The sequence below is a fragment of the Rhizobium sp. 9140 genome, from assembly GCF_900067135.1.
Taxonomy (GTDB): domain Bacteria; phylum Pseudomonadota; class Alphaproteobacteria; order Rhizobiales; family Rhizobiaceae; genus Ferranicluibacter.
The window spans coordinates 1,766,761-1,788,806 of record NZ_FJUR01000001.1; the positions used below are offsets into that span (position 1 = coordinate 1,766,761).

30 protein-coding genes and 1 tRNA gene are annotated in these 22,046 nt (G+C 61.3%); 4 read left to right on the forward strand and 27 right to left on the reverse strand.

The features are described 5' to 3' along the window. Positions 1 to 28 precede the first annotated feature (28 nt). Both GA0004734_RS08225 and GA0004734_RS08230 read right to left on the reverse strand, forming a co-directional pair. A complete protein-coding gene (locus GA0004734_RS08225) occupies positions 29 to 979 on the reverse strand; it encodes a diacylglycerol/lipid kinase family protein (RefSeq protein WP_092932810.1) in 951 nt (316 codons plus the stop codon). Between the two features lie 161 nt (positions 980 to 1,140). Continuing rightward, a complete protein-coding gene (locus GA0004734_RS08230; RefSeq protein ID WP_092932812.1) occupies positions 1,141 to 1,764 on the reverse strand; it encodes a L,D-transpeptidase in 624 nt (207 codons plus the stop codon). 253 nt (positions 1,765 to 2,017) lie between these two features. Between GA0004734_RS08230 and GA0004734_RS08235 the strand changes: the two genes are divergently transcribed. Further along, positions 2,018 to 2,539: a DUF992 domain-containing protein gene (locus GA0004734_RS08235; protein ID WP_092932814.1), complete on the forward strand. Its 522-nt coding sequence runs from the start codon at positions 2,018 to 2,020 to the stop codon at positions 2,537 to 2,539. An 83-nt stretch (positions 2,540 to 2,622) separates the two neighbouring features. On the opposite strand, the gene GA0004734_RS08240 is transcribed toward GA0004734_RS08235, so the two are convergent. The 3 genes from GA0004734_RS08240 to GA0004734_RS08250 form a co-directional block, all read right to left on the reverse strand. After that, complete coding sequence (locus GA0004734_RS08240; protein WP_092936072.1) at positions 2,623 to 3,753, reverse strand: pyridoxal phosphate-dependent aminotransferase; 1,131 nt, start codon at positions 3,751 to 3,753, stop codon at positions 2,623 to 2,625. 118 nt (positions 3,754 to 3,871) lie between these two features. Then, a complete protein-coding gene (locus GA0004734_RS08245) occupies positions 3,872 to 4,285 on the reverse strand; it encodes a DUF2177 family protein (protein WP_092932816.1) in 414 nt (137 codons plus the stop codon). A 109-nt stretch (positions 4,286 to 4,394) separates the two neighbouring features. Then, a complete protein-coding gene (locus GA0004734_RS08250) occupies positions 4,395 to 4,760 on the reverse strand; it encodes a PilZ domain-containing protein (protein ID WP_092932818.1) in 366 nt (121 codons plus the stop codon). Positions 4,761 to 5,041: 281 nt separating this feature from the next. On the opposite strand from GA0004734_RS08250, the gene GA0004734_RS08255 reads away from it, so the two are divergent. The 3 genes from GA0004734_RS08255 (at position 5,042) to GA0004734_RS08265 (ending at position 6,366) form a co-directional block, all read left to right on the forward strand. Continuing rightward, positions 5,042 to 5,395 carry a hypothetical protein gene (locus tag GA0004734_RS08255; protein ID WP_092932820.1) on the forward strand — a complete coding sequence of 118 codons (354 nt, stop codon included), beginning with the start codon at positions 5,042 to 5,044 and terminating at the stop codon, positions 5,393 to 5,395. Positions 5,396 to 5,583: 188 nt separating this feature from the next. After that, positions 5,584 to 5,673: transfer RNA gene (locus GA0004734_RS08260), tRNA-Ser, on the forward strand. A 156-nt stretch (positions 5,674 to 5,829) separates the two neighbouring features. Beyond that, positions 5,830 to 6,366, forward strand: coding sequence for a hypothetical protein (locus GA0004734_RS08265; protein WP_139056248.1), 537 nt, complete (start codon positions 5,830 to 5,832; stop codon positions 6,364 to 6,366). 91 nt (positions 6,367 to 6,457) lie between these two features. Here GA0004734_RS08265 and GA0004734_RS08270 read toward each other — a convergent pair whose 3' ends face one another. The 22 genes from GA0004734_RS08270 to GA0004734_RS08380 form a co-directional block, all read right to left on the reverse strand. After that, on the reverse strand, positions 6,458 to 7,633 hold the full coding sequence (locus tag GA0004734_RS08270) for a hypothetical protein (RefSeq protein WP_139056249.1): 1,176 nt from the start codon (positions 7,631 to 7,633) through the stop codon (positions 6,458 to 6,460). A 4-nt stretch (positions 7,634 to 7,637) separates the two neighbouring features. Then, on the reverse strand, positions 7,638 to 7,988 hold the full coding sequence (locus GA0004734_RS08275) for a phage tail assembly chaperone (RefSeq protein WP_092932826.1): 351 nt from the start codon (positions 7,986 to 7,988) through the stop codon (positions 7,638 to 7,640). After that, on the reverse strand, positions 7,985 to 10,672 hold the full coding sequence (locus GA0004734_RS08280; RefSeq protein WP_139056250.1) for a lysozyme: 2,688 nt from the start codon (positions 10,670 to 10,672) through the stop codon (positions 7,985 to 7,987). The genes GA0004734_RS08275 and GA0004734_RS08280 overlap by 4 nt, the downstream gene beginning before the upstream one ends. Positions 10,673 to 10,683: 11 nt before the next feature. After that, a complete protein-coding gene (locus tag GA0004734_RS08285; RefSeq protein ID WP_092936074.1) occupies positions 10,684 to 12,312 on the reverse strand; it encodes a terminase large subunit in 1,629 nt (542 codons plus the stop codon). Next, positions 12,296 to 12,712: a phage terminase small subunit P27 family gene (locus GA0004734_RS08290; protein ID WP_175386260.1), complete on the reverse strand. Its 417-nt coding sequence runs from the start codon at positions 12,710 to 12,712 to the stop codon at positions 12,296 to 12,298. Before GA0004734_RS08290 ends, GA0004734_RS08285 begins: the two co-directional genes overlap by 17 nt. Next, on the reverse strand, positions 12,709 to 13,026 hold the full coding sequence (locus GA0004734_RS08295; RefSeq protein ID WP_092932832.1) for a phage head closure protein: 318 nt from the start codon (positions 13,024 to 13,026) through the stop codon (positions 12,709 to 12,711). Before GA0004734_RS08295 ends, GA0004734_RS08290 begins: the two co-directional genes overlap by 4 nt. Continuing rightward, positions 13,027 to 13,437 carry a DUF3168 domain-containing protein gene (locus tag GA0004734_RS08300; protein ID WP_092932834.1) on the reverse strand — a complete coding sequence of 137 codons (411 nt, stop codon included), beginning with the start codon at positions 13,435 to 13,437 and terminating at the stop codon, positions 13,027 to 13,029. Beyond that, positions 13,434 to 13,685 carry a hypothetical protein gene (locus tag GA0004734_RS08305; RefSeq protein WP_092932836.1) on the reverse strand — a complete coding sequence of 84 codons (252 nt, stop codon included), beginning with the start codon at positions 13,683 to 13,685 and terminating at the stop codon, positions 13,434 to 13,436. Before GA0004734_RS08305 ends, GA0004734_RS08300 begins: the two co-directional genes overlap by 4 nt. Next, positions 13,682 to 14,095, reverse strand: a complete 414-nt coding sequence (locus GA0004734_RS08310; protein WP_092932838.1) for an HK97-gp10 family putative phage morphogenesis protein — start codon at positions 14,093 to 14,095, stop codon at positions 13,682 to 13,684. Before GA0004734_RS08310 ends, GA0004734_RS08305 begins: the two co-directional genes overlap by 4 nt. Position 14,096: 1 nt before the next feature. After that, positions 14,097 to 14,411, reverse strand: coding sequence for a head-tail connector protein (locus GA0004734_RS08315; protein WP_092932840.1), 315 nt, complete (start codon positions 14,409 to 14,411; stop codon positions 14,097 to 14,099). A 121-nt stretch (positions 14,412 to 14,532) separates the two neighbouring features. Further along, positions 14,533 to 14,811: a hypothetical protein gene (locus tag GA0004734_RS08320; RefSeq protein ID WP_139056251.1), complete on the reverse strand. Its 279-nt coding sequence runs from the start codon at positions 14,809 to 14,811 to the stop codon at positions 14,533 to 14,535. 167 nt (positions 14,812 to 14,978) lie between these two features. Then, complete coding sequence (locus GA0004734_RS08325; RefSeq protein WP_092932844.1) at positions 14,979 to 15,464, reverse strand: hypothetical protein; 486 nt, start codon at positions 15,462 to 15,464, stop codon at positions 14,979 to 14,981. Positions 15,465 to 15,813: 349 nt separating this feature from the next. Then, on the reverse strand, positions 15,814 to 16,056 hold the full coding sequence (locus tag GA0004734_RS08335) for a spike base protein, RCAP_Rcc01079 family (protein ID WP_092932848.1): 243 nt from the start codon (positions 16,054 to 16,056) through the stop codon (positions 15,814 to 15,816). Positions 16,057 to 16,073: 17 nt separating this feature from the next. Further along, positions 16,074 to 16,454, reverse strand: coding sequence for a hypothetical protein (locus tag GA0004734_RS08340; protein WP_092932850.1), 381 nt, complete (start codon positions 16,452 to 16,454; stop codon positions 16,074 to 16,076). A 25-nt stretch (positions 16,455 to 16,479) separates the two neighbouring features. Next, positions 16,480 to 17,622 carry a phage major capsid protein gene (locus GA0004734_RS08345; RefSeq protein WP_245292376.1) on the reverse strand — a complete coding sequence of 381 codons (1,143 nt, stop codon included), beginning with the start codon at positions 17,620 to 17,622 and terminating at the stop codon, positions 16,480 to 16,482. Then, positions 17,619 to 18,164 carry an HK97 family phage prohead protease gene (locus tag GA0004734_RS08350; protein ID WP_175386262.1) on the reverse strand — a complete coding sequence of 182 codons (546 nt, stop codon included), beginning with the start codon at positions 18,162 to 18,164 and terminating at the stop codon, positions 17,619 to 17,621. The genes GA0004734_RS08345 and GA0004734_RS08350 overlap by 4 nt, the downstream gene beginning before the upstream one ends. 88 nt (positions 18,165 to 18,252) lie before the next feature. Continuing rightward, positions 18,253 to 18,648, reverse strand: a complete 396-nt coding sequence (locus tag GA0004734_RS08355; RefSeq protein WP_092932856.1) for a hypothetical protein — start codon at positions 18,646 to 18,648, stop codon at positions 18,253 to 18,255. After that, entirely contained in the window at positions 18,635 to 19,870 is a 1,236-nt protein-coding gene (locus GA0004734_RS08360) for a phage portal protein (protein WP_092932858.1), read from the reverse strand. Before GA0004734_RS08360 ends, GA0004734_RS08355 begins: the two co-directional genes overlap by 14 nt. A gap of 61 nt (positions 19,871 to 19,931) precedes the next feature. Next, on the reverse strand, positions 19,932 to 20,159 hold the full coding sequence (locus GA0004734_RS08365; RefSeq protein WP_092932860.1) for a hypothetical protein: 228 nt from the start codon (positions 20,157 to 20,159) through the stop codon (positions 19,932 to 19,934). 109 nt (positions 20,160 to 20,268) lie between these two features. Continuing rightward, positions 20,269 to 20,997, reverse strand: coding sequence for an ArsR family transcriptional regulator (locus tag GA0004734_RS08370; RefSeq protein ID WP_139056252.1), 729 nt, complete (start codon positions 20,995 to 20,997; stop codon positions 20,269 to 20,271). 95 nt (positions 20,998 to 21,092) lie between these two features. After that, complete coding sequence (locus GA0004734_RS08375; protein WP_092932862.1) at positions 21,093 to 21,812, reverse strand: hypothetical protein; 720 nt, start codon at positions 21,810 to 21,812, stop codon at positions 21,093 to 21,095. A gap of 33 nt (positions 21,813 to 21,845) precedes the next feature. After that, positions 21,846 to 22,046 carry a helix-turn-helix transcriptional regulator gene (locus GA0004734_RS08380; RefSeq protein WP_092932864.1) on the reverse strand — a complete coding sequence of 67 codons (201 nt, stop codon included), beginning with the start codon at positions 22,044 to 22,046 and terminating at the stop codon, positions 21,846 to 21,848.

The window sequence follows — 22,046 nt, forward strand, 5'->3', positions numbered from 1 at the left end:
ACCTGCCGCGTTGGGTGTACCCCGGCGTTTAGACCGTCATGCCGGGCGCCGGCTCCACGGCCGCGGCTTGGGGTGCTACCGGACTGCCGACCAGCAGCTTCAGCTCGCCGGCGTGGATCTTGATCTCCACATCGCCACGAAGCCGCAGGAGTTCGCCGTCGATGACGCAATTGATCTTGTGCTTTCGCGCATCCGGAAAATAGAGCTCGACCTGCTTGACGCTCATTTCGGTGATCAGCGTGCTCTCGCGAAACTTGCCGCGCAGGATGTCGAAGACGAGGCGCCCGACGCCCGGCGGGGTGAGGGGCGGGGCGGTGTAGAAGCCGAGATGACCACCGGTCAGATCGTCTGCATACATCAGCGAATTGGCGCCGAAATGGTTGTTGGAGACGGAAAGGGCCGAAACCTTCCGCCGCTCCGTCACGCCATCCGCGCGAAATTCTATTCTGAACTGCGGCGGGTTGAACACGACGCCGATGGCCGCGCGGGTGCTGGCGGAAATCTTGCCGAGGCGTGAGGCGAAGCTGTAGGATTCGCGATAGCGCACCATGCGCGCATGCAGCCCCATGGAGAATTGGTGCACGAAGGCGCGACCATTGGCGCTGCCGATGTCGCCGTCGATGACCTCGCCATCGGCGAGCACGTCGAGAACCTTCCAGATATCGAGCGGCAGCTTCAGCGAGCGCGCGAAAAGGTTCATGGTTCCCGCGGGAACGACCCCAAGCGGCAGCCCGCTTTTCCACGCAACGCCGGCCGCAGCCGAAATCGTCCCGTCGCCGCCGCCTGCGATCATCGCATCCAGATCATCCCGGTTCGCCGCCTTCTTCAGTTCGGCTTCCATGTCGCTGCCCGACACGACGGCGATCTCGATCTCGTGGCCGGCCGACCGGAAGGCCTCGTCCATCGCCTTCGTGTAAAGGTCCATGTCGGTCGTGCGAAAGGTGCCGCCGTCGCTATTCAGTATGGCTTTGAGCTTCATGCGGATCCCGGCTTTGTCTGAGCACAAGGCTGGGCGAAGCCGGGCAAACCCCGGCCTGTCCCTCTTGCCGGATCGTATATGCGGCGTCCGTCACCGGGTTCAAGATGAGGGCAGGCGGACGAGCCCTGCTTATTTCGCATCCGCGAATAAAGGCCGAATGCTTAGGCCGAGGCCTGAAGCACCACGACCTGGTCGCCGGCTTTCACGCGCCCGTAAAGATCGACCACGTCATGATTGAGCATGCGCACGCAGCCGCTCGACATCGCATGGCCGATCGACCGCGGCTGGTTCGTGCCATGAATGCGGAACATCGTATCGTTGCCGTTGCGATAGAGATAGATCGCGCGGGCACCCAGCGGATTGTTGGGGCCGCCCGGCAGGCCACCGGCATATTTCAGGTTCCGGGCGGGGTCGCGCCGGATCATGTTGGGCGTCGGCGTCCAGCTCGGCCATTCCGCCTTACGGCCGACATAGGCATTACCGGCCAGCGCATAGCCTTCGCGGCCGACGCCGATGCCGTAGCGCATGGCACGGCCGTTCTCGAGAACGTAGTACAGCCGCCGCGCCGGCGTATCGACCACGATGGTGCCCGGCGCGTACGTCGCGGGATAGGCCACCTCCTGCCGGCGCAGTTCCGGCTCGATCTGGTCCAGCGGCACCGCGAGCAGGGGAAACCGTTCTTCAGGAAGCGCCGCATAGTTCAGCCGGGCGAGGGACCCGGTATCGGCACAGCCGGCGAGAAGAGCGGAAAAGCCGAGCAGCAGGCCGCGGCGGGAGATGGACATGGACTGGCCTCAAATGTGGTGATTCTGTGGAGACCAAAATGCGGAGTTTATGGTTAACAGCGGGTAAAGATGCGCCACCGGGCGTTGTCATCGCTGCATGCCTTTGCGAAACGTGACGGCCTGTCACTCTTTGTGACATCCCGGTCACAGGCGCCAGCGGATCGTTTCGGCCTCTCGCGCGTTGTGAACGGCCAAACGCATTTCCGCCCTAACTCGGGTCGATGTCCGTATCTCGTTCTGACAGGAGAAAATCATGAACAAATCCCTCGCCAGCATCGTCTGCGCTGCAGCCATCGCATCCGGTACCCTGCCGGTCGTGGCCGCCGACCTCGCCCCTGCACAGTCCTATTCCGATTCCGGTGCCCGCAATGGCGTTAAGATCGGCTATCTCGATTGCACGATTGCCGGCGGCGCCGGTTACGTTCTCGGTTCGTCCAAGGCAGTCGATTGCGCCTTCAAATCCACCATCGATGGCGAGCCTGTCGACGACTATTCGGGTGCCATGCGAAAGCTGGGCGTCGATCTTGGCTTCACCACGGAAGGTCGCCTGATCTGGGCCGTTCTCGCCCCGACAGCCGGTTACCACCATGGGTCGCTGGCCGGCCTTTACCAGGGCGCATCGGCTGAAGCCACGGTCGGCCTTGGCGTTGGCGCCAACGTTCTCGCCGGCGGTACGTCGGGCTCGATCCACCTGCAGCTCCTGAGCCTGCAAGGGCAGGTTGGCCTGAACATCGCCGCTGCCGGCACGTCGATGACGCTGACCTCGGTCAACTGATCATCGAACACGTCGCATAGAAAAGAGCGCGTGGCCTCAGGCCGCGCGCTCTTTTCGTTTCCGGTGACCAATGATGTGTCGTCTCAGGCCTTGGAAAGCCGGTGGAGGACACGCGGCAGAGCGTCCGCAAAGGCGTCCATTTCCGCCTCCGGTCCGGCACTTACCCGGATGCACCGGTTGAGGGGTGCCGCACCCGGCATGCGGATGAACACACCGGCCTCGTCCATCAGTCCGTCCACAATGGCACGCGCGAACGCCGCATCCCGACCACAGTCGATGGTCACGAAATTCGTAGCCGATGGCAGAGCCTTCAGGCCTCCTCGGTCGGCAATCTCCGCGATTGTCGCGCGGGAGGCCGCGATGCGCGCGATGACGGTCTGCAGATAGGCCTGATCGTTCAACGCCGCTTCGGCCGCCGCCGTGCCGATCCGGTTCATCCCGAAATGGTTGCGGATCTTGTCGAAGGCGGCCGCTGTTCCCGGCGTGGAAATCGCATAGCCGACCCGTGCTCCGGCAAGGCCATATGCCTTCGAGAATGTCCGCGTCCGGATGATGTTCGGCCGGTCGATGAAAGCGGCGAGGTCGGGCAGCGTGCCCGCCGGGGCCGTTTCGCCATAGGCCTCGTCCAGCACGAGCAACGTCGTTTCCGGCAAAGCCTCCGCGAACTGAACGATGCGCCCGGCATCCCACCAGCTGCCCATGGGATTGTCGGGATTGGCGAGGTAGACGAGCGGCGCATCCTCGCGCCGGGCGGCCTCCAGCAGGCCTTCGAGATTTTCCCGGTCGTTGCCATCGTAGGGCACGGTCACCAGCCGGCCGCCATGGCCCGCAACGTGGAAATTGAATGTGGGATAACCGCCGAGCGACGTCACCACCGGCATGCCTGGCTCGATGACCAGCCGCACGATCTGGCCGAGCAGCCCGTCGATCCCTTCGCCGATCGCCAGATTGTCCGGCCGCACGCCGAGATGACCGGCAAGCGCCTTCTTCAGATCGAAATTCTCCGGATCGTTGTACTTCCAGACACTGGTGAGCGCCGATGTCATGGCCTCGATCACGCTGGGTGCTGGCCCGAAACCGCTTTCATTCGCCCCGATCCGTGCCGTCAATCGTGCATGCCGCTGCCGCTCGATGGCTTCCGGCCCCACGAAAGGGACGGTCGCGGGCAGGGAACGGGCAAGCGGCGTAAAACGGGCGAAGGCTGATGCTGACATGATGGGTCCGATGATCACGAAGGTCCGTTACCCTAGCAGAAACCGCGACGCCGGAAACGGCCCGCCGTCGCGATCAACCGCTATTCCCGTACCTCCTGATGTGCAGATCAGACACGGATCAAGCGGCCGCATCACCCAGCCAGCGTACGGCCATCAGGCCACATGCAGCGCCGAGAGCGGTCAGGAAGGTGCCCCAGATCATGTCCACCACGCTCAGCATCGCCGGCCAGTTTCTTAAAGTCGAGAGGTTTGTGATATCGTAGGTGCCATAGGCTGCCAGACCCAGTACGGCGCCATAACCGATGGTGGTCATCATAGATCCCGCGCGCAGGCCGGGGAGCACGGCAAGGATGACGATGGCGGCGGCGAAGAACAGGTAGAAAACGGCAGCGACGGTAAGGTTCGGCTGCGGGGACATCAAGTCGCCGAGCTGGTCGCGATAGAACGTTCGCGCCACCAGGCCCAGCCACACGGCATCGACGACGAGGAAGGAGAGAAGGGTACCGGCATAGGCAATCAGATAGGTCTTCATCGTCGCGCTCCTGTTTCGCACGTCTACGAAGGCCGGGCAGCACCGGATTACCGGATGCTGCGTCATTGATGGGGCACCAAGGTGGGGAAGAGGGCAGGGAAACCGCTTTTTAGCGGTTGGCGATGCTGTTTTGCGCGAAATCCATGCGGATCAGCTGCCGAATGACGTCCTGCGACAGCTGCATGTTGAAGCGAACGCCGAGTTCCGAACCGACCCGGTGAACGACGGTGCTGCCGATCTCTTCGGGGAAGCCGACGATCTCCACGAAGAAATGCTGGGGCAGGGAAACCGCGGGATTGAAGTCGATCATCGCGCCGCCGATCGAGATATGGCGCAGCAAACCGTTATATTTCGTTTTCGGCTTCAGATGCTGGCCGACGACGAGGATGCGGCACGGCCGCTCGACGAAAAAGTGCTTGTAGGTTGCACTCGTTTGCCCCGGACGGGCCTCCGCCCTGTGCATGATCATGGACATGGGATCGCTCCGGAAAGGGGTCGCTCGGTCGATGGTTCCGCCAAGCCTTAAGTCATCAAGCTTGTTTCGAGCTTGCCTTTTGGTTGCGTGAACGCGCGCTTTATAAGCAATTATTTGCCCGCGGCGATGTCGGGGGTGCCGCTTCGTTCCGTCTTCAACGAGATGCTGATATGTAAGTTTTAGGTTCCATTAATCGGGTTTCTCCGTTAGAGAAATACGCAGGAGGAGATGTTTTCAACAGGGGCACGGTGCTTTCCAGCGCTGTCCTTCAGGTAGGACCTATGAAAAAGTTTCTCTTTAAAAACGAAGTTACTACGGGCGACAAGCTTTCGACGGCCGACCTGCAGAATTTGCTGAACGGCTTTCTCCTTTTCAACGAGGCCGACTATATCCGTGCCAATCCCGACGTCCGTCAAGCCGTCCAGAGAGGCGACTTCCCCTCAGGATTTGCGCATTTCCAGGAACGCGGCAACATGGAACGGCGCTTTCCCGGCTTCAACGGCTTCAAGTGGGACGATTACATCAAGGCTAATGCCGACCTCGCGCATTTTCGCGAAGATCCCTCTCCGGAAGCACGCGCCAAGGCGCACTTCAAGGAAAGCGGATATGCCGAAGGCCGCCGGCTCGAGCCCTGACAGGCCATTCGCGCATCTCCGAGGAAATGCGCAACCGGCGCAGGCCGCAACGACGAGAGCTGCGCGCCCGCGCATCTCTCACCCACGCTCTAACCCGCTCATCTTTACCGCCGATCAGCGATATCATTGCAGGAAAGACCAAATAGCCCTTGATCCCCACGAGGATTGATCCTATCAGGGGCCTCGACGGAGAGGTGGCCGAGTGGTCGAAGGCGCTCCCCTGCTAAGGGAGTATACCCGGAAGGGTATCGTGGGTTCGAATCCCATCTTCTCCGCCATTAAATCTCACTAAATTGATGATTTCGCTTACTCAATTTGGTTGCTGTATATCCCGTCCTAATGGTCATCCCAATCAGTCAACGCTGTGGAAAAGTCCCACTCAAGTCGTTGACGTTGATGTAAGCTCACCGTGAGATATGGTGCAGGAGGGAATAATGAGCACTTCACAGCATGACCAGCGCGCTTCATTCCACCGATTCTTAGCGAATCACAAACAAATCGAGAGCTTTCAAGTCGTGCAGCCGAATGGCCGATATCGGGTTTTCGCGTTAGTGAGCGTTCCTGATGACATCCGCTCGTTGAAGGCACAACTGTCGCGGCAGAGCGGCTACGACGAAGAGAGGTTTGAAATCCTGATCGCACCGCCCCGGCTTCATAATGTCGTTTGTCCGGACTGCGTCGGAGAGAAACACGCCTTCAACATCGTACCTGCTATGAGGGTCCCCGACGACAGCTGCAAGCGTTGCTATGGATCGGGGAAAATCCCTGCCAACCTCCAGACCATTGAAGAACGAGCCGTGCAAATTGCGAAGCAAATCCCTCTAAGGCTTCGCAATGCAGATCATCAAAGGAGCCACTGGAGGATGTTGGCGCAGGGTGATTTTGAGGTCGAGATTATGAACTGCGTGACAGAGCTCCAAGCTCTAGAGGATGAGTATTATCTTCAGGGCGGACAAAATTTCCCAGTCTGATGGATGTCCCCCCAATGGGGGAACATCAACTTCCTCCGATGGAGGAACATCGAATTTTCCCAAACCGCGAATTTCGTGGTTTAAGGCGGCGTCACCGTACTGCCTTGCGCTCTTGTGACAATCGGTAGCCACCGGCGATCGTGCTCCGCGGCCGTTCAAGGCCGGCGATCTGGATTGCCTCATCGACGGTCTGTTCCGCTTCGGCTTGGGCCTCTGACCAAGACAACCCTTCTTGGATAAGCCTGACGCGCAGATCGCGGACGAGCTCGCCCTGAGACACGAATGGGCGCTGGCCGCCAAATGATGCGGCAAGCGTCTCGGCAAGGGTCGGCCGGCGCGGCGGATGGAACAGAGCGTCAAAGGCCTCGATCGTCAGAGCAGGATGTCTGAGGATATTGGACGCGTCCGAAATTAGGACGCTTGGTTCCGCCTCCGAATGCGTCTGGAATTCGGACGCAGTCAGCTTCGCCTCCTCCAGGCGTTTACGGCGGTGGAAGATGTTGGTGCACTTCGGGCCACAGAACTTCGCTCGCGCGCTCTTGGCGGAGAACGTCGTCTCACAAACAAGGCAGCTGACTTGGCGCACCTCGCGGCCGGCGGCAAAGCACTCCGAAGAGCAAAACCTCTGCTCCCGATCTCCGCCTTGGTGGCAGACGAAGTTCGTCGAGCAGTGTGCGCATTGACGGTGGCGAAGTGGATTGCGCTCGTTGATCTGGTAGCACGCGTGGCTGCAGAATATCTGATCGGCCTTCGCGCTGAAGAAGCCTTTTGAGCACTGCGCGCATTTTCTCTCCGGTGCGCGTGAGAGGGCATTGATGGCACCAACTCTGGCGTGAACGCGATGGCGGTTAAAACGTTCTAGTCCTTCCCGGTACACGCGGGCAGTGGTGCGGCAATTTTCAGAGCAGAACCGATCATTCCGAGCGATTGACTCCTCATCAAGGTCACGACCGCACTGGAAGCATTCCTCCTGCGCGAGAACGTACTCCTTCTGACCCTCCAACCACGAAGGACGGTGCGCGCCCATTTTCGTGAAGGCCGTGGCCAGCAGCGCCGCCGCCTCGCTATCGGATGGATGCCAGCCGTTGCCGGCGAGGCAGAGAGCCGACCTCACGCCGGCGCGAATGGCACCTTCGTTCTCGAACCTCGACAAGCGGAAATCGTCCAGGATGTCGATGATCTTGGAAATGACAAACTTGCGCTTTTCGCCCCCTATGATCTGCTTCGGCTGGGGCTTGGCGTGCGAGCGCTTCTTGAGGTAGACCATTTCATCACCCGAACACTGCATCGAAGGCGTCGGCCGACAGGGCGCCGGACGGCTTCTTTGGTTTTGTCTTGCCGTCCCCGCGGCTCGCGTACGCCACATCAAGCCACGCCGCGTCCATGGCGCGCAGGAGGTGGATGTGGTGTGCCTGGAGCGTCCACTTGGACAACCGCGCCCAGGCTTCGATTTCGGCAAAGCTGACGGCGTTCGGGCCGGAAGGATGGTACGTTCTGGTCGAGGACAATTCGATGAACCACGACCACACCAGTCGGCCGGGCTCCGGCACCACCGTGGGGCGGCCGGCCATGCTGGAGCGCAGGGCGGCGACCAAGAGCTTTTCGAGTTGGTCGAGCTTCATGGCCGGTTCCTCGGGTTGCGGTTGATGTGCGCGACGGATTCAGGCAGCTGCTTGTGGATCTTCTTGGCCATCTGCGCAGAGGACTTCTGAGCCGACTTCTCGGAGATTTCCGTGACGAAAGGGGTCAGATTTCCGCTGGAGTCGACATCGACGCCAACCTTGAGACTCGTCTCGACATCGACTTTTGTGGACTGGACGGACGAGACATCGCGGGCTTGTGGCATCGGGGCGGCCGGCGCCGGCATTGCAGCGGATCGAGGTGCAGCACCGATCTGATCATTCGGCGTGATCGTGCCAGATTTCCCCGGGTTGAAGATCTCCGGACCTTTCTCGCCCACGACGTAAGCCTTGCCGCTGGAGACCGGGCCGCCTTCGGCACGGAAGCCGCCGAAGAATGCGCCGATCAGCTGCCCGAAGATCCCCCCGCCGCCGCCCGCGCCGCCTCCGAACAAGCCGTCGAGCGCCATGGACAAGAGCTTGTCCGCTATCTGGCCCAGCGCATTTTTGAAAGCGTCGGCCGCGGATTTGCCGTTGATCAGGTCGGTGACAAAGCCCTTTGCGACCGTCGATCCTAGCTGTCCAAACTCGGACATGGTGCGCTGGAGATCCTCTTGGCTCTGAACGAGGCCTCGGGTCTTTTCCTCGGCAGCCGCCATCTGTTCGGCGAGAGCTTGCAGGTGAGTGAGCTCGTCCGGATTAAGATCGATCCCCGCCTGCTTGGCCTGGTTGAGGAGTTCCTGCTCGTAACGCAGGGCGGCGGCGGCCTCCTTCGTCATGCCGACGGCCGTGGCTTCTGTGCTTTGCGTGGCGATGAAGGCCTGCGCCTGCGTCACGAGGTCGGCATATTCCTTTGCCCGGTCCTCAAGATCCGCCACACGGTCCTGCACGCCCTGAGGCGCATCCGAGAGGTAAAGCTCAGACTCCTGCTTGCGACGGCCACGGTTCACGCCGCCATTGTCGGAACCAAGTCCGCCGATGGCTTGGCTGACGGTGCCGGCGTCACCGGACTTGATGGCCGCAACGATCCGGTCGGGCAGGCTGCCGTAGTTGTAGGCGATCGAGGTCAGGGCGGCCTGCTGGTTTTCGGTCATAGCCCGGAAGGTATCGGCGCCGATCTGCCCCTCGATACCTTTCTGAAATTCACCAATGCGGCGCGTGAGGTCGCGGTTCGCATCGGCAACCGAAACCGAGATGCCAGCGGTAACGCGCTGGACGGAGTTGTCCGACAGCGTGACGGTATCCGAGCCGTAACCGGCACGTAGCGCGTTGACGTCCCAATAGGGCTTTGCGCTGAAGCCCTCGAACTGCTTGATCAGCGCCGTCGCGGAATCAACGGATGCTGTCGTGGCCGCTGTCGCGTTCTCTGCCGCGATCTCGCTCGATGCCTGGATGGTGGCTGCCGCCTTCGTCAGCGAGACACCCACCTTCTCCGCCGCCGCGAGGATCACCTCGGCACGCGCCTCGATGTCCTTCTGCAGTTCGCTCCGGGCCGCCTCGGCTGTACGCTGCGTCAAGAAATTCTGCGTCATCGCTGCGTCGCGCTGCGCGATGCGGTCGACCTGGTCCGCCGCCGGCGTGATTGAGCGTGACGTCGTGGCAAGCCCCTTGGGGCGCACGACAGCCGGCACGGATTTGACGCGCTTGTTTAGCTCCTCAACGATCATCCTCTCTTCGGCGGCAATTTCTGCCAGCTGGACCTCCAGCTTTCGACGCGTCATCGGCTCGGCATCACCAATCGTGAGGATCTGCGTCTCCAGGTCGAGACGCTTCATGCCCAGATCGGCCTGCCGGTTCTCCAGCGTCTTCGACTTCTGGTTCTCGAACTCGCGGTATGAGTCGAGGAATTCGAACCACGCAGAACACGCCTCGACGATCGCAGACTTCAAATGCGTGCCGATGGTGTTCGCGATCACGTTGAACTGCTGGTCGACCTCTTCGGCCTTCGCGATCAGTTGGTCATCCATGACAATGCCGAGATCGTTCGCCGCCTTGATCTGCGCGCGAATGCCGGCCTCGCCCTTGGTGAGCAACTGCACGAACTGCTCACCACCGGTGCCGCCGAAGAGCTCGTCCGAAATGCGGATCTGAGCGGCCTTGTCGAGGCGCTGCAGCTTCCCGATGATTTCGAGGAACAGCTGATCCGGATCCTGCAGCTTGCGCGCCAGTTCGGACGCGTTATACCCGAGCCGCCTGAACGACTCGGCAGCCGAGCCGGCGCCGGTTTTGATGAACTCGTCAGCCCGGAGGGACATTTCCTTCAGGCCATCGGTGAGGCTGTCGATACCGATGCGGTTCTGTTCCGCGACGAACTTGAGCTCTTGGAACGCCTTGAAGGATACGCCGGCGCGCTTCGCCTGGTCGGACATTTCCAAAACAGACTTCGTGCTGTCGATCACCGCCTGCCGAATGCCCTCCAGGGCGCCGATCGCAGCGCCGGCCGCCAGACCAGTGACGAAGGCCTTGCCGAACGTGCCGATGCGGCTCGACGTCTGAGCAAGCGCCTGATTGACGCGCGTCGTGGTGCGGACCATGTCGGTCTCCATAGCGCGCGTGGCACTACTGGAACTGTTGCGCAGCTGCTGAAATGAGCGGGAACCTGTCTTCTCCGCCGCCTTCATGCGCTTTTCGAATTCGTTGATTCTCGCCTCAAGGGAGACGACCAAACGCTCTTCATCACCGGACATGCGGTTCTCCTTCAGGCCCAAGCCCAGTTTTCGACATCGTCCATGTCGGCATCCTCATAGGAGGATTTGCCGTTATCGCCGGCCGCGGCACGGGCAACCGCCATCGCGCAAGCCACTGCGCCGTCGATGCGGTCCTTCGACTTGCCCTTGTGGAAACTCTTGTTTCCGGCCTTGTCCGTCTGAGTGGCGATGTTGTCGAAATGCCAGCGCAAAATAGGATGACCGCTATGGGTGAACTGCCTTCCAACGATCGCGCGCTCCAGTTCGGCAATTGCCGGCGCCATGGAAATCCAGCCCTGTCTGAACTCGATCGCAGGCAAGCCCTCCTCCTGCATAATGTTGAGCGAGTTCCGGGCGAGGTGCGGATCGAAGGCGATTTCCCTGACGTTGAACCGCGCGCAGATTTCGCGGATCTGGTCCTCGACGGCCCGGAAGTCGATGACGTTTCCAGGCGTAAGGGTGATCAGGCCCTGCTCGTGCCAGAGAGCGTAATTCACATCGTCCTTCAGGCCTTTGCGGATGATGTTATCTTCGGGAAGGAAGAACCATGGGTGCACGACATAACCGCTCTCACGGTCGCCCCAGCAGGCCACCACGGCGGTGAGGTCCAGCGATGACGACAAGTCCACACCGAGCCAGCACGGCGTTTGGTCGGCCTCCAGCGCGTCGAGATCCACGACACCCTTGCCCTCATCAAAGATTGGCATGGACACGAAGGGCGAGGCGCTATGGTCGAGCCAGCAATTGAGGTGGAACTGACGGAAATTGTCCCGCTCCGCCGGCCGCTCTTTGGCCTCGCTCGCCATCTGGCGCAAGCCGTCGATATCGGGATAACCCTCGGCAAGGCCGGGGTTTACGAAATGCCAGAGGGATTCGTCCTGCCAGTCATCCTCCGGGTCGGTCTCGAACAGAACCGGAAGAAAGCCCGGGTCCGTCACCTCTCCCGACTGCACCTTTCGGGCATATTGCAGAAGCTCGAATGCAAGGTTCTCCTGCCCACGGCCGGCCTGAGTGATGACGCACAAAAGCGTGTTGGCAACCTTGTTCAAGCCGGTTCGGATGGCAGACCAGTTGCGACGGGCGTTTTCTCCCTCCCAGTTGATCAACTCGTCTGCCAGAACGAAATTCGGGGTTTTCCCGAGCTTGCCCTTGCCGCCCGATGCGAGCGCGCGGAAGGTCGCCTTGGACTTTTTGTGCTCCAGGTAGAACACTGACTCGGTGGGCTTCATGGCGCCCTGAAGCCATTCGGTCTCGCCAACGATGCCGACGGCTTCGTCATAGGCAATGCGTGCGTCTTCCTCGGCCGATGCTGCGACCATGGCCTGCCCGCCGGGCACGCGCTCGTAACCGACGGTATGCAGCAATGCGAGGCCCGCCCCAAGCGTGGTCTTGCGTGCGCCACGCGGGAGGAGGATGAACACGGTCCGGACCTGCCGGCGCTCGTTCGGGAAGCACGGGCCGTAGATCCGGCGAACGATGCGCTCCCAGAACATCGGCAATTCGAAATCGCCTGTCTCGCTCTTGGGATGCTTCAACGCACGCAGGAACTTGACGGCGCGCTCGCCCTTGCCGAAAGGGTCTTCGATCTCGCTGCCATCGAAAATCCATTCTGGACGGGTGGTTCTAGACGTCGAGGCCATCGGGTGCGCCTCCATTCTTCTTGTCCTTCGGGGTGAAGCCTTGTTTCGACCGGGCGGCAGGCGAAATGCCGAGTTCAGCCGCAAGCCGAGCCGTGGCCTCCAAGGCTTTCGACAACAATCCGCTTGCCGGGTTCGGCTTCATCATCTTGTGCGCGGTGCTGACGAGGAGGCCATGCTCCTGTATTGCTGCCTGGCACTGGCGCACCGTCCACCGGGCCACAAGATACGATTCGAGCAGGCCAAGCGCCGGCGTGGTGAGGATCTGGCGAGCGACCATGTCGAGGGCGATGGCATCCCATTCGGCGGCGAACTCGGCCGGCACCGACGTCGGGCATTTGGGAACGCCCGTCAGTCCGCCGTCGATCGCCTTGAGGTCTGCCTTCCGCCCACGGGTGCTCATTTCGTCGCCTCGCATCGAAGCTCGAGTCCGCGCCGGCGGCCGAGTTCTTTGACTTCGCGGATGTTGAAATATGGGCCTGACCCATATTCAACGCGATCGGCCGTGGTGATGCCGTCGATCCAACGCGTGCGAAAGATGACAACGGTCTCGTCGGTCGCGCCTTGGGCCGTCAGGAACTCCTCCGTCGATGATTGAATCACCTGCGCGCGCAGCGTCGCGACAGGCGTCCACGTCTCAACGGGCGTTCCGAAGTCATTCGGTACGGAAGCGAACCGCGAGATTGTGATGGCTCGATCGAGCTTGCCGGCGCGCATTCATTTCTCCTCTGCGATTGCGTTGATCGTGACGACGCCATGGCTCGTCTTGCCATCGGGGTCGCGGAGGAACCGGCTTCGCTCGACGCGAGCATCGACAATCTCAATGCCGGGAATTCCGGCAATCAACTTCGTGCGGAGTGCGGTCCGGATCGCGCCGGCCACCGCCTTCACGCCTGCCGTGCTCGGTTCTTCTACCCAGCAATGCAAATCCATGAAGATACGGACGCGGGTGCGGGCGACGGTGTCGCCTTCGTCTACAGCCTGAGCCTCGCCCATGATGATCGAGGGGCGCGGATTCGGGCGCTCGTTGCGATCGAGAATACTGACGGCCGGCACCAGCGCCACGATGCCTGGAGTGGCAACGAGGCGGGCTCGAACGGCGGTCTGAAGGGCGATTTCCGGTGTCATGCCGCGGCGCGCTTCGTGACGACGACGGCGCCGTAGGCCGTGTTGACGTAGGCATGCTCGTCGGCCGTGAGGTAGATATCGCCCGCCTCGTTGAGCCTGCAGAATTGAACGATGCCCTCTTCCTCGTCGGCCATAACGGCCGCCGCGACCGGTGCGCCATTCAAAGTGACGTCGAAAGTGAAACCCGTCTGCCGTGCTGCCTCGACAGCGGCATATCCGCGGTCATATTCAAAGCTGGAAATCCTCATTTTTTCGTCTCCTTTATGGCCTTGCTGATTGACCGCTTGATGCGGGTGAGTGCGCGCTTGCGCTCCAGGCGAAACCCCGGCCAGAAAAACGCCTGAGCCGGTGCCTTCGTGGTTCCGTGTTCGGCTAGATGGGCGTAACGAACGTCGCTGTTTCCAGCGGTCACGATCGCCTCGAGTTCTCCCGCGACGCGTGCGCCGCCGGGCTGGGAATACGGCGGCGTACTCTGTCCCGGCCGCGTGACCTCGATGCTTTCGCGGAGATCGCCGTCATCGACTGGCGCCAGACGGCGCTGCGTGTCCGCGATTTCGTCCGCGCCCTTGACCAATGCAGGCACGACCGCTTCCCGCGCCGCCTTCGGGATCGCCTGCATCCGCTGTTTGAACCGGGAGAGGCCGCCGTCATTCGCCATTTCAGAAGCTCCATTCCCTGTACGAGGACAAGATATCGGACACGCCGAAGGGCAAAGCTTGTGCCGAAATGCCGACAAGACTCGCTTCGCGATTTTCGTACCAGTGAGCCGCCAGCATCGTGACCGCATGCGGCAGATCCGCCGGCAGGTCTTCCAGTCCGGTAGCGCCGTAACGGTCTGCAAGCTTGAAGCCCAACTGCGATTCAATATGCCGCTGCGATGCTGCCAAGATGCGAGCCAACAAGGCGTCGTCGTCTGTTCCGAGATCCTCGGACAGATTCAGATGCTGCTTCAGTTCGGCGACGGTCACGACCATCTGGGCACCTTTTTGGTTGAAAAAAACTAGATCTATTTTGACGGCATTTCGTAAGAAGGACCCCGCGCCGGTCCCCCCGACAGTCCGAAAGTCGGAGACCACCCCCCGGGGTGAGGGAGGGTCAGGGCAACCGCACGAGGTTCGTCTGCCGAGCGATCGTGACCATCATACGTGCGACATCAGAGGCGGCTTCGAGAACCTCTTCGGCACCGATGACGAGACCGAGGAACATGCGCGTCGTGCCATCGCTCAACGCGATACGGAAGGCGAAGGCGTCGGGGCTGCGCAGGGCGGCAATGAGTGCCAGCTGCCCGGCATCCGCCGCGTCCATCCCTACCGTGAGCGTCATAGGTGAGGCAGTAGCGACACCCTTGCCGATGATCCCACGCGTGCTACCCATGTGAGTGGCGTCCCACGTCGTGACGGTCTCAGCCGATGATCCAAGGGCTTCGCACCCACCGACCTCCACCCACGCCTGCGAGGCGAAGTCAGTTGCCGACACCTGGTCGATGCCGGCACTGAATGAGGAACCTACGAAGAAGCGGGAACCAGCGACTGCGAACAGCATTACGTGGCCGATGCCGCGACGCGTACGATGTTGCTGTTGATGCTCATGGAGACATTCAGCTTGGCAACGTCACCTGCTGCCTCCAGCGCCTCCGCGGCGGACATGATCCGTGCGACGAAATATCGGATCGAGTTCTTCGGGCTGGCGCCGCTCGGCTTGTCGGAGAACTCAACACGAATGGCAAACTCGTGAGGGACCTTTTCCGCCGCGACGAGAGCGGCCTGACCTGCGTCGGAATAGTCGAGACCACACACGATCTCCAGCGTGCCGGCGTCGCGGACGCCCTTCAGCTTCTGCCGGCGGGCCTTGCCGATATCGTCGAAAGTCGTTTCTTCCGAAGTGTCGCCAAACGTGCCGAGTGTCTCGACGTTGCCGACCTCCTGCCAGGTCTGGCTTGCGAAATCCGCCACAACGAAATCTGTGGCCTTGGAAGGCAGGGCAGCGCCGATCGAAATCTTGCTGCCTGCGACTGTGAAAATTGCCATTAGGTTTTCTCCTTCTGCTGCTCACGCGCAGCATCGCGGGCGTTGCACCGGGCGCAGCCCGCGAGCCAGTTGCTTTTGTTCATTCTCAGATGCGGTGCCCGGCGGATCGACAGCACGTGACGCACGAGCGTCGCAGGCGATCCACATGAGCAAAACTCATTCTCGGGGCGGGCGAGGAAAGCTTTCGCCTCCCGCGTCCAGGTCGCGTCGTATCCGCGATCCCGAGAAGAAGGCCGGCGAAGATCGTGCCGTGCCTTCCTCTCGGCCGCTGCGCGCGCTCGGCATGCGCAAGTGACACCGGGGGGAACGGCCTTGCCACATGCACAAATGCTGGGAGCGCGCGAAGGCATCAGGCCAACCCGTAGAAGGTGCCGGAGGTGCCGGTGGCCAGAATACGGGCGGCGCGTAGCGGAAGTATCTGGCCGACCTTCATGGCGTAGGGCAGATCGACACCAAGGTGGTCGCGGACGACGATCGTTCCGTCAGCCTGGCACCAGATCGCCTTCGGCGTGACCGCAAGATCGGCTTGATCGTTTGGTACGATCGCAAAATGCGTGCGCGCCGGAGAAGAGATCGTGTCGGCCATGTTCATGAAGCGGTCCACTCCCATCACGCCACCGGACGATCGACGGCGTGGGCCTTGATGGCGATCACGCTTGCGAAGATCGAGGTGCCGCTGGCCTTGGTCAAGACCGGGCGGACGTACCGCTTGAACCCTCTATACCCGACCTTGGCGGTGCCGTTGGCGGCGAGATTGCCGGCAAGGGGCGCTTGGTACTGATTGGCCGCCACGTCGTTCCAGGCTGTGTTGTCATCGCTTTCCTGGAGCTTCAGGGCGAATGCACCAGCGCCGGTGATGGCACCCGTTGTGGCAACGAATGCGACAGAATCGAAGCCAAGCAGGTCGATCGAGGCACCGTTGATGTTGGCGGCGATGTCGGCCGGCGCGATGGCCAGCACGGCGCCGAGATTGTGAACAATGTCACGCATGTGAATTTCCTTTCGTTGGTCCGGCTCAAGAAGCGGACATCTTCAGCTTCCGAAGCGCTTCAGCGAGAACCGGCCCACCACCAACACGGCGACGTGCGTGGAAGCGGACAAGGCCGCGCGTGGCCTGCGTGTACGGGTCGCGCAGGACCGACATTCCAACGCGATCGAACACGCGGTAGCTTTTGCTGAAATCGCCGAACTGGATCGGGTAAGCGCCATTCGCAATGTCCGGCATGCTGGGATCTTCGATGATCGGACGGCCGAGAAGCGTCGAAGGCTGGCCAGCCTGGTACGACGGCTGCCAGAGGAAATTCCCCTGTCCATCCTTCATGGTCATGATCAGGCCAAGCGTCGTGCCGTTCATCAGCCAGCTGGCGTTCGAACGGTACTGCGCCGGCAGCGCGTACATCAGGGCCACAAGGCGGTCCGGGTTGAGCGCGGTGGCGCTGCCGTTTACGACCTCCGCCACACCCGGCATACGCTGCACGCCCTGTGGCTTTTTGGCGCCGTCGCCGTTCGAAAGGGCGGCGCCTTCCTTGATCGCGAATTCCTGCGAAAGCTCCGTCGCGATCTCGGATTCGACGTTGATGGCGGAGTCCTCAAGGAGGCGCAGCGAGACGTCGATGTAGCAAGCCAGTTCATGGACCGGGATCTCGATCTGGCCATAGGTCATGGTCGTTTCGGGCCGCTCCTCGTCCTCGCCTACCCACGATGCCGTCGGGCGCCCGGTAAGCTTCGGGAGAATGACGGAGCCGGCGCTTGTCGAGCCGACGCGGACGGCCTGTCGGATCGGGGAGAGGTCCACGATGCCCTTGATGACTTCCGTCTGGAACTCGGCCGGTGCGAGATATCCGCCCTTGGTATCGTCGCCAACGATCAGCGCGCGAACTTCTTCCGCGCTCATGCGGTTGTCGCCAAGACGGAGGAACGAGGAAAACGCACGGCGTTCGAGCGAGACCTCCGCCGGAGCCGCCGTGCCGAAGCCCGGTCGGTTCATGCGGGTTTCCATCGCAGCGATCTGCGAACGGAGCTCGGTGATCGTGGTTTCGGAGCCAGCGCGATATTCGGTGAACCCGGTGCGCAGTTCATCGACGGCGGCAGTTGCAGCTGCAAGCGGATCGACGTCGTCCGGCTCTGCACGAGTTTCGATATTCAGGAGATGCTTCATTTCGAGGTTCCTTTCAAAGATAGACGAGCCGCGCGGCATGCGGCGACGAAGGCGGCCGCGCTTTCGCTGGTTCGGCCGGGGTGGTTGCGGATGGAGGTGATCCGGGCGTTACCGGCGGACGGCATGCCTACGAGCGAGATCTCCCGAACGTCGATGTCCGTCAGGATGCGGACCCCATCGGCCCGGCGCCTGTCGCCACGAGCCCGAAAGCCGATCGAAAGACCATTGAGGGCGCCAGCCTTCAGAAGGTCGAAGGCTTCCCGGCCACGCGGCGTGGACATGACCAGCTGACCACGGACGAAGAGGCCTTTTTCGTCCTCTCGTGTTTCGCTCCAAACGCCGATGATGGCGCTCGGATCGTGGCTCCAGAGCATGACGGGGCGCGTGCCGGCGGCGCGATGTTCGAGCAGCGATTTGGCGAATGCGCCACGGGTCACAATTTCGTTGTGCCCATTTCGCTCGTCCCACACGACCGCATATCCGGAGAATTCGCCGGCGTCGGTCGGGGTATCGAAGCGGAGGGAGAGGTCCAGATGGTCCATTAGCTTCGACCTCCGATATCCGCCGCGACGATGGCGACGAGAATGATCAAAACGACGAAGACGCCGATGACGCGAAAGATCTCGGGGGTCATTCAGCACCTCCCGAACGAAAAAACGCGCGATTTCCGGCGAAGGCATCGACCTGCTGCTGGATCCACGTGCCCGCCCGGAGGAGGCGCAAGATCGTCTGGGTCGTCGAGGGCAACGCCTGTCCGTCCTCTTCGGCCGTGACCTCCAGCACGCAAGCGGCGAGGCACTCCAGGCGCGCGCTCTCCCGGTTTGCCGCCGACAGCGTGCCGTCCGGCTCGGCCAGTTCGGTGAGGCGATCCATCATGGCAATGCGAGCACGGTGCTGCGTGTCCGAGTCCGGACCCGCGACGCGGAATTTGATGCCCGTCGGCTGGCCCGTCCAAGGATCTGCGATCGTCAGCCACCGGCCTTTGTCCTGATCGCTGATGTTCGCGCGGATGTCACTTAGATCCATCGTCGGGCTCCTTACTGTCGTCCTCGATCGGGGGTCCACCGTTGTGACCAACACCGGGAGCGTCGGGATTGATGTGCGGATTCTCGAACTCATTCCCGCCAGGGACAGGCGCCAGATCGAACCAGCTGCGACCCTCATTGCGGTTGAGAAGCTTTGCCGAGACGAGGCTGCTCACCGCCGTGGCGCGATTGTTGAGGTCGGCACGGGTCAGGTCGTCGCGGTCAAGCAAGATCCTGTAGCGGCCGCGCTCTTCGGCGGAAAACAGCGAGCGCGTGAAGGCGGTCTCGACGGCCCGAAGCCACGGCTCCAAGCAGTAGATGAGAAATTCTCTGCCCATTTGTTCGGAATTCGACCAGGTCGCCCGGTCGAGATCGAAAAGCATCGACGGAGGCACCCGGAAGGCTCGGGCGACTTCAAGAACCTGGAATTTTCGCAATTCCAGAAATTGGCTGTCGACGGATGTCATGGACAACTGCTGGATTGTCGCATCGTCCCAAAGAACTGCGGTCTTGCCGGAAGCTCGCGGGCCGCCGAACGCAGCGCGCCAGCCACGTAGCATGTTCTTCGCACCGGCCTCGCCAACCTTTAATTTGTTCAAGATCACGGTCGAGGGCACCGCGCCGTTTTTGAAGAACGACGAGACGTGCTCCTCCATCACTTGGCAAACCCCGATGGCTTCCGCCGCCAGGGTGATTGGCGCCTTGTCGAACGGGCCTCGAACATGGAGGATGGACGAAGACGGAACGATCAGGCCGTTCAGTCGAAAAGTGGGCTCTGCCGTAAAGGGATCATTTTGAACGCTGATCGCGGCAGGCTGATAACGGATGATTTCGCGGATCTCGGCGCCGATACGGTTCACGTAGGCGAGACTGCCCCAGTCGTGAATCAGGGCGCCGGCTACCATGTCGCGGATCAGATCGAAGCCGCTGGACCACCCGTTTACGTCACCGCGGAGAAGCGCCCCGACCGGATGACTTACGTCTTCCGTCTCGCTGCCATCGGCGGCTCGCTCCATGATCCGAACCTGAAGCGTGGCGGCGGCTTCGGAGATCACCCGCACGGCGGCGGCAACGGCCGGCACGCGCAGAGCGCTGGCGCCGGAAATCGCGACGGAGCCAGACGAGGCGCCGGACCAAAGTGCCGCGAGCACGTCGTCGGGATCGCTTACGGGAGCGTCCCGGGTCTCGACTGTCTGAGATGATTTGCGTTTGAAAAAGCTCATGCACCAGATTCTGACGCATGAGACGAAGTATTAATATCGGCTTAAATCCGCCGGAGCCGGTTTAATCCTGCCGAAACTTGAAGAATTCGAGCAAGTGGTCTTCATCGGCACACCAACGCCCGCCGATCTTGCGAATCGGTGAGCCAGGTTCCCTCGCAAGAGGGCCGGTTACAAACTCAGCAGTGCAGCCGATCTTGCTCGCGATCGCCTGCGCGGTCCACAATATTCGTGCCTTCTGTGGTGTTTTCACGATCTTGTCGAATTCCTTCGGGCTGAGGGGGCGCGTCATTGTCGTCCGTCCCTTCCTGCCGCCTCGACGCGGGCGGCGGCTGCAAGTACACGGGCGACCAGGATGGCCAAGGCTGCACGTTCAGTGGCGAGACGGGATGCGAGATCGCTCATGCTGCGATCCGCCCCGCGCGCGCAGCGTCGTACTCAGGTCGAGCATCCAGCCGGCCGTAAGGTTCGAGGTGAGCGAAAGGAACTCGGGACCAATCCTCCGGATCGCCTTCGGCAGGGTCGAAGCGAGTTCGACCGGTCTGTTTTGTCCGCGGTGCGACCCTGACATTGTCTCTTTCTGAAATAGAAATGCCCGACGTCGAGGGGGAGTGCGGAGGAGAGGCCGGGATGGCGACAGCTATGTCGTCATCGTCCGCAGGACCGCCGAAGGCGCCATCGGCCGTGTCATCTGCTTCAACGTCTTCTTGCGGAAAGGTTCCCGTATCAGAAACGCGTGCGCGCGCGTATAGCGGGTTCACGCTTGAACCCTCATGGAGCAATTCCTGTGGGTCTGAAATTGGACCCGCATGGTCGTCCTCCGGTTGCGTCAATACAATTGTGAGTGCACCACGGGCGCGCGGCTTGTCAGTGCTGATCAGACCGGCATCCCGAAGGATTTCGAGGGCGCGCTTCACGCTCGAGCGCGAGATCCCGGTCGCTTCGCAGATAGCCAAGATCTTCGGTCGGCATCGCCCTGAGGCCTTGCAAAACACATCGACGAGAACGCCGGCCACGCGGAGGACGGTGGCCGGCAGATCGAGGCGATAAAGACGTTTCCGCCACTCCTTCGCAATACAATTAGGATTGAAGGGATGAGCTTTTGACGTTATACTCTTCGAATAAAACATGGGTCGGAAGCCTTATGTTTAATGGGATCGACCACCACAGTCGATCGCAGGAATAAGAGGCCTGCCAGCGTGGGAAGCGCTAGCAGGCCTTCTCGTTATTCAGCAGCGCTCGATTGCTCCACACTTTGCTCTGCGTTGTACCAGACGCCCAGGCGGACAACGGTCGTCCAGTCGATGAAGAGGCCTTCAGGTGCCACCGTCGAAGCCTCGACAAGACCGGCGTGGTGCGCGTCGTACAAAATCATGTGGAGTGTCACTTTTTCCTCGTCGGCCTCCGATGCCTGGAGGAGGTAGACGTGCAAATCGGTCCACGTCATCGGCCCTTCGCGCAGCTTGGCCACCATCAGCGCCCGCAACGCGATTTCAACGGGATCTCCGATTTGCAGGGGATCGAGGTTCACCAAGTCGAGTGCGCGTCCTGAAGCATCATGCGCGCCGAGCAGGAAGTCGACCGAATGTATTTCAGCCGCCCACTCCTGCGGCTCTTCGTCGTGTACGTCGCACACGTCATACAAGCGATCGGCAATCATGGCATCGTGAGGGGATTCCACCGGGATCAGGTGGTTGCATTCGGACACGGTGTACAGGGTGTTCTCGCCGCGCTTATAGGCAAGCTCGGCGCGCTCATTATCGACGTCCAAAACCCGTTCCATAGCCGCCGTGACGTATTCCGCAACGTCCAGGAGGTCGCGGCGGGATAGAGTCTTCAAGTATTCGATCGGTAGTGATGGAATGCCCTTGTCGGAAAAGAAAGCGGCAGTATCGCCAGATCCGGCTTGGGTTTCGGGCATAGCTTCGCTGCTCATGTTTGACATGTTTGAATCCTTTAGATTGTGGGAGTGGGGAGGTTAAGCGCGAGCGTCGCGCGCATCGATCTTGGAATTGATCCAAGAAAGAACTTCGGCTCGGACGAATGCGATCCGTCGGCCATCAAGGCTTACAGCTTGTGGAAACCGTCCGGCGCGGCGGGCCTTATTGATGCCGGTGCGGCTCAGGGATGTGACCTTGCATGCGTCGTTCAGCGAGATCAGTTCAGGCGTTTGTGTCAT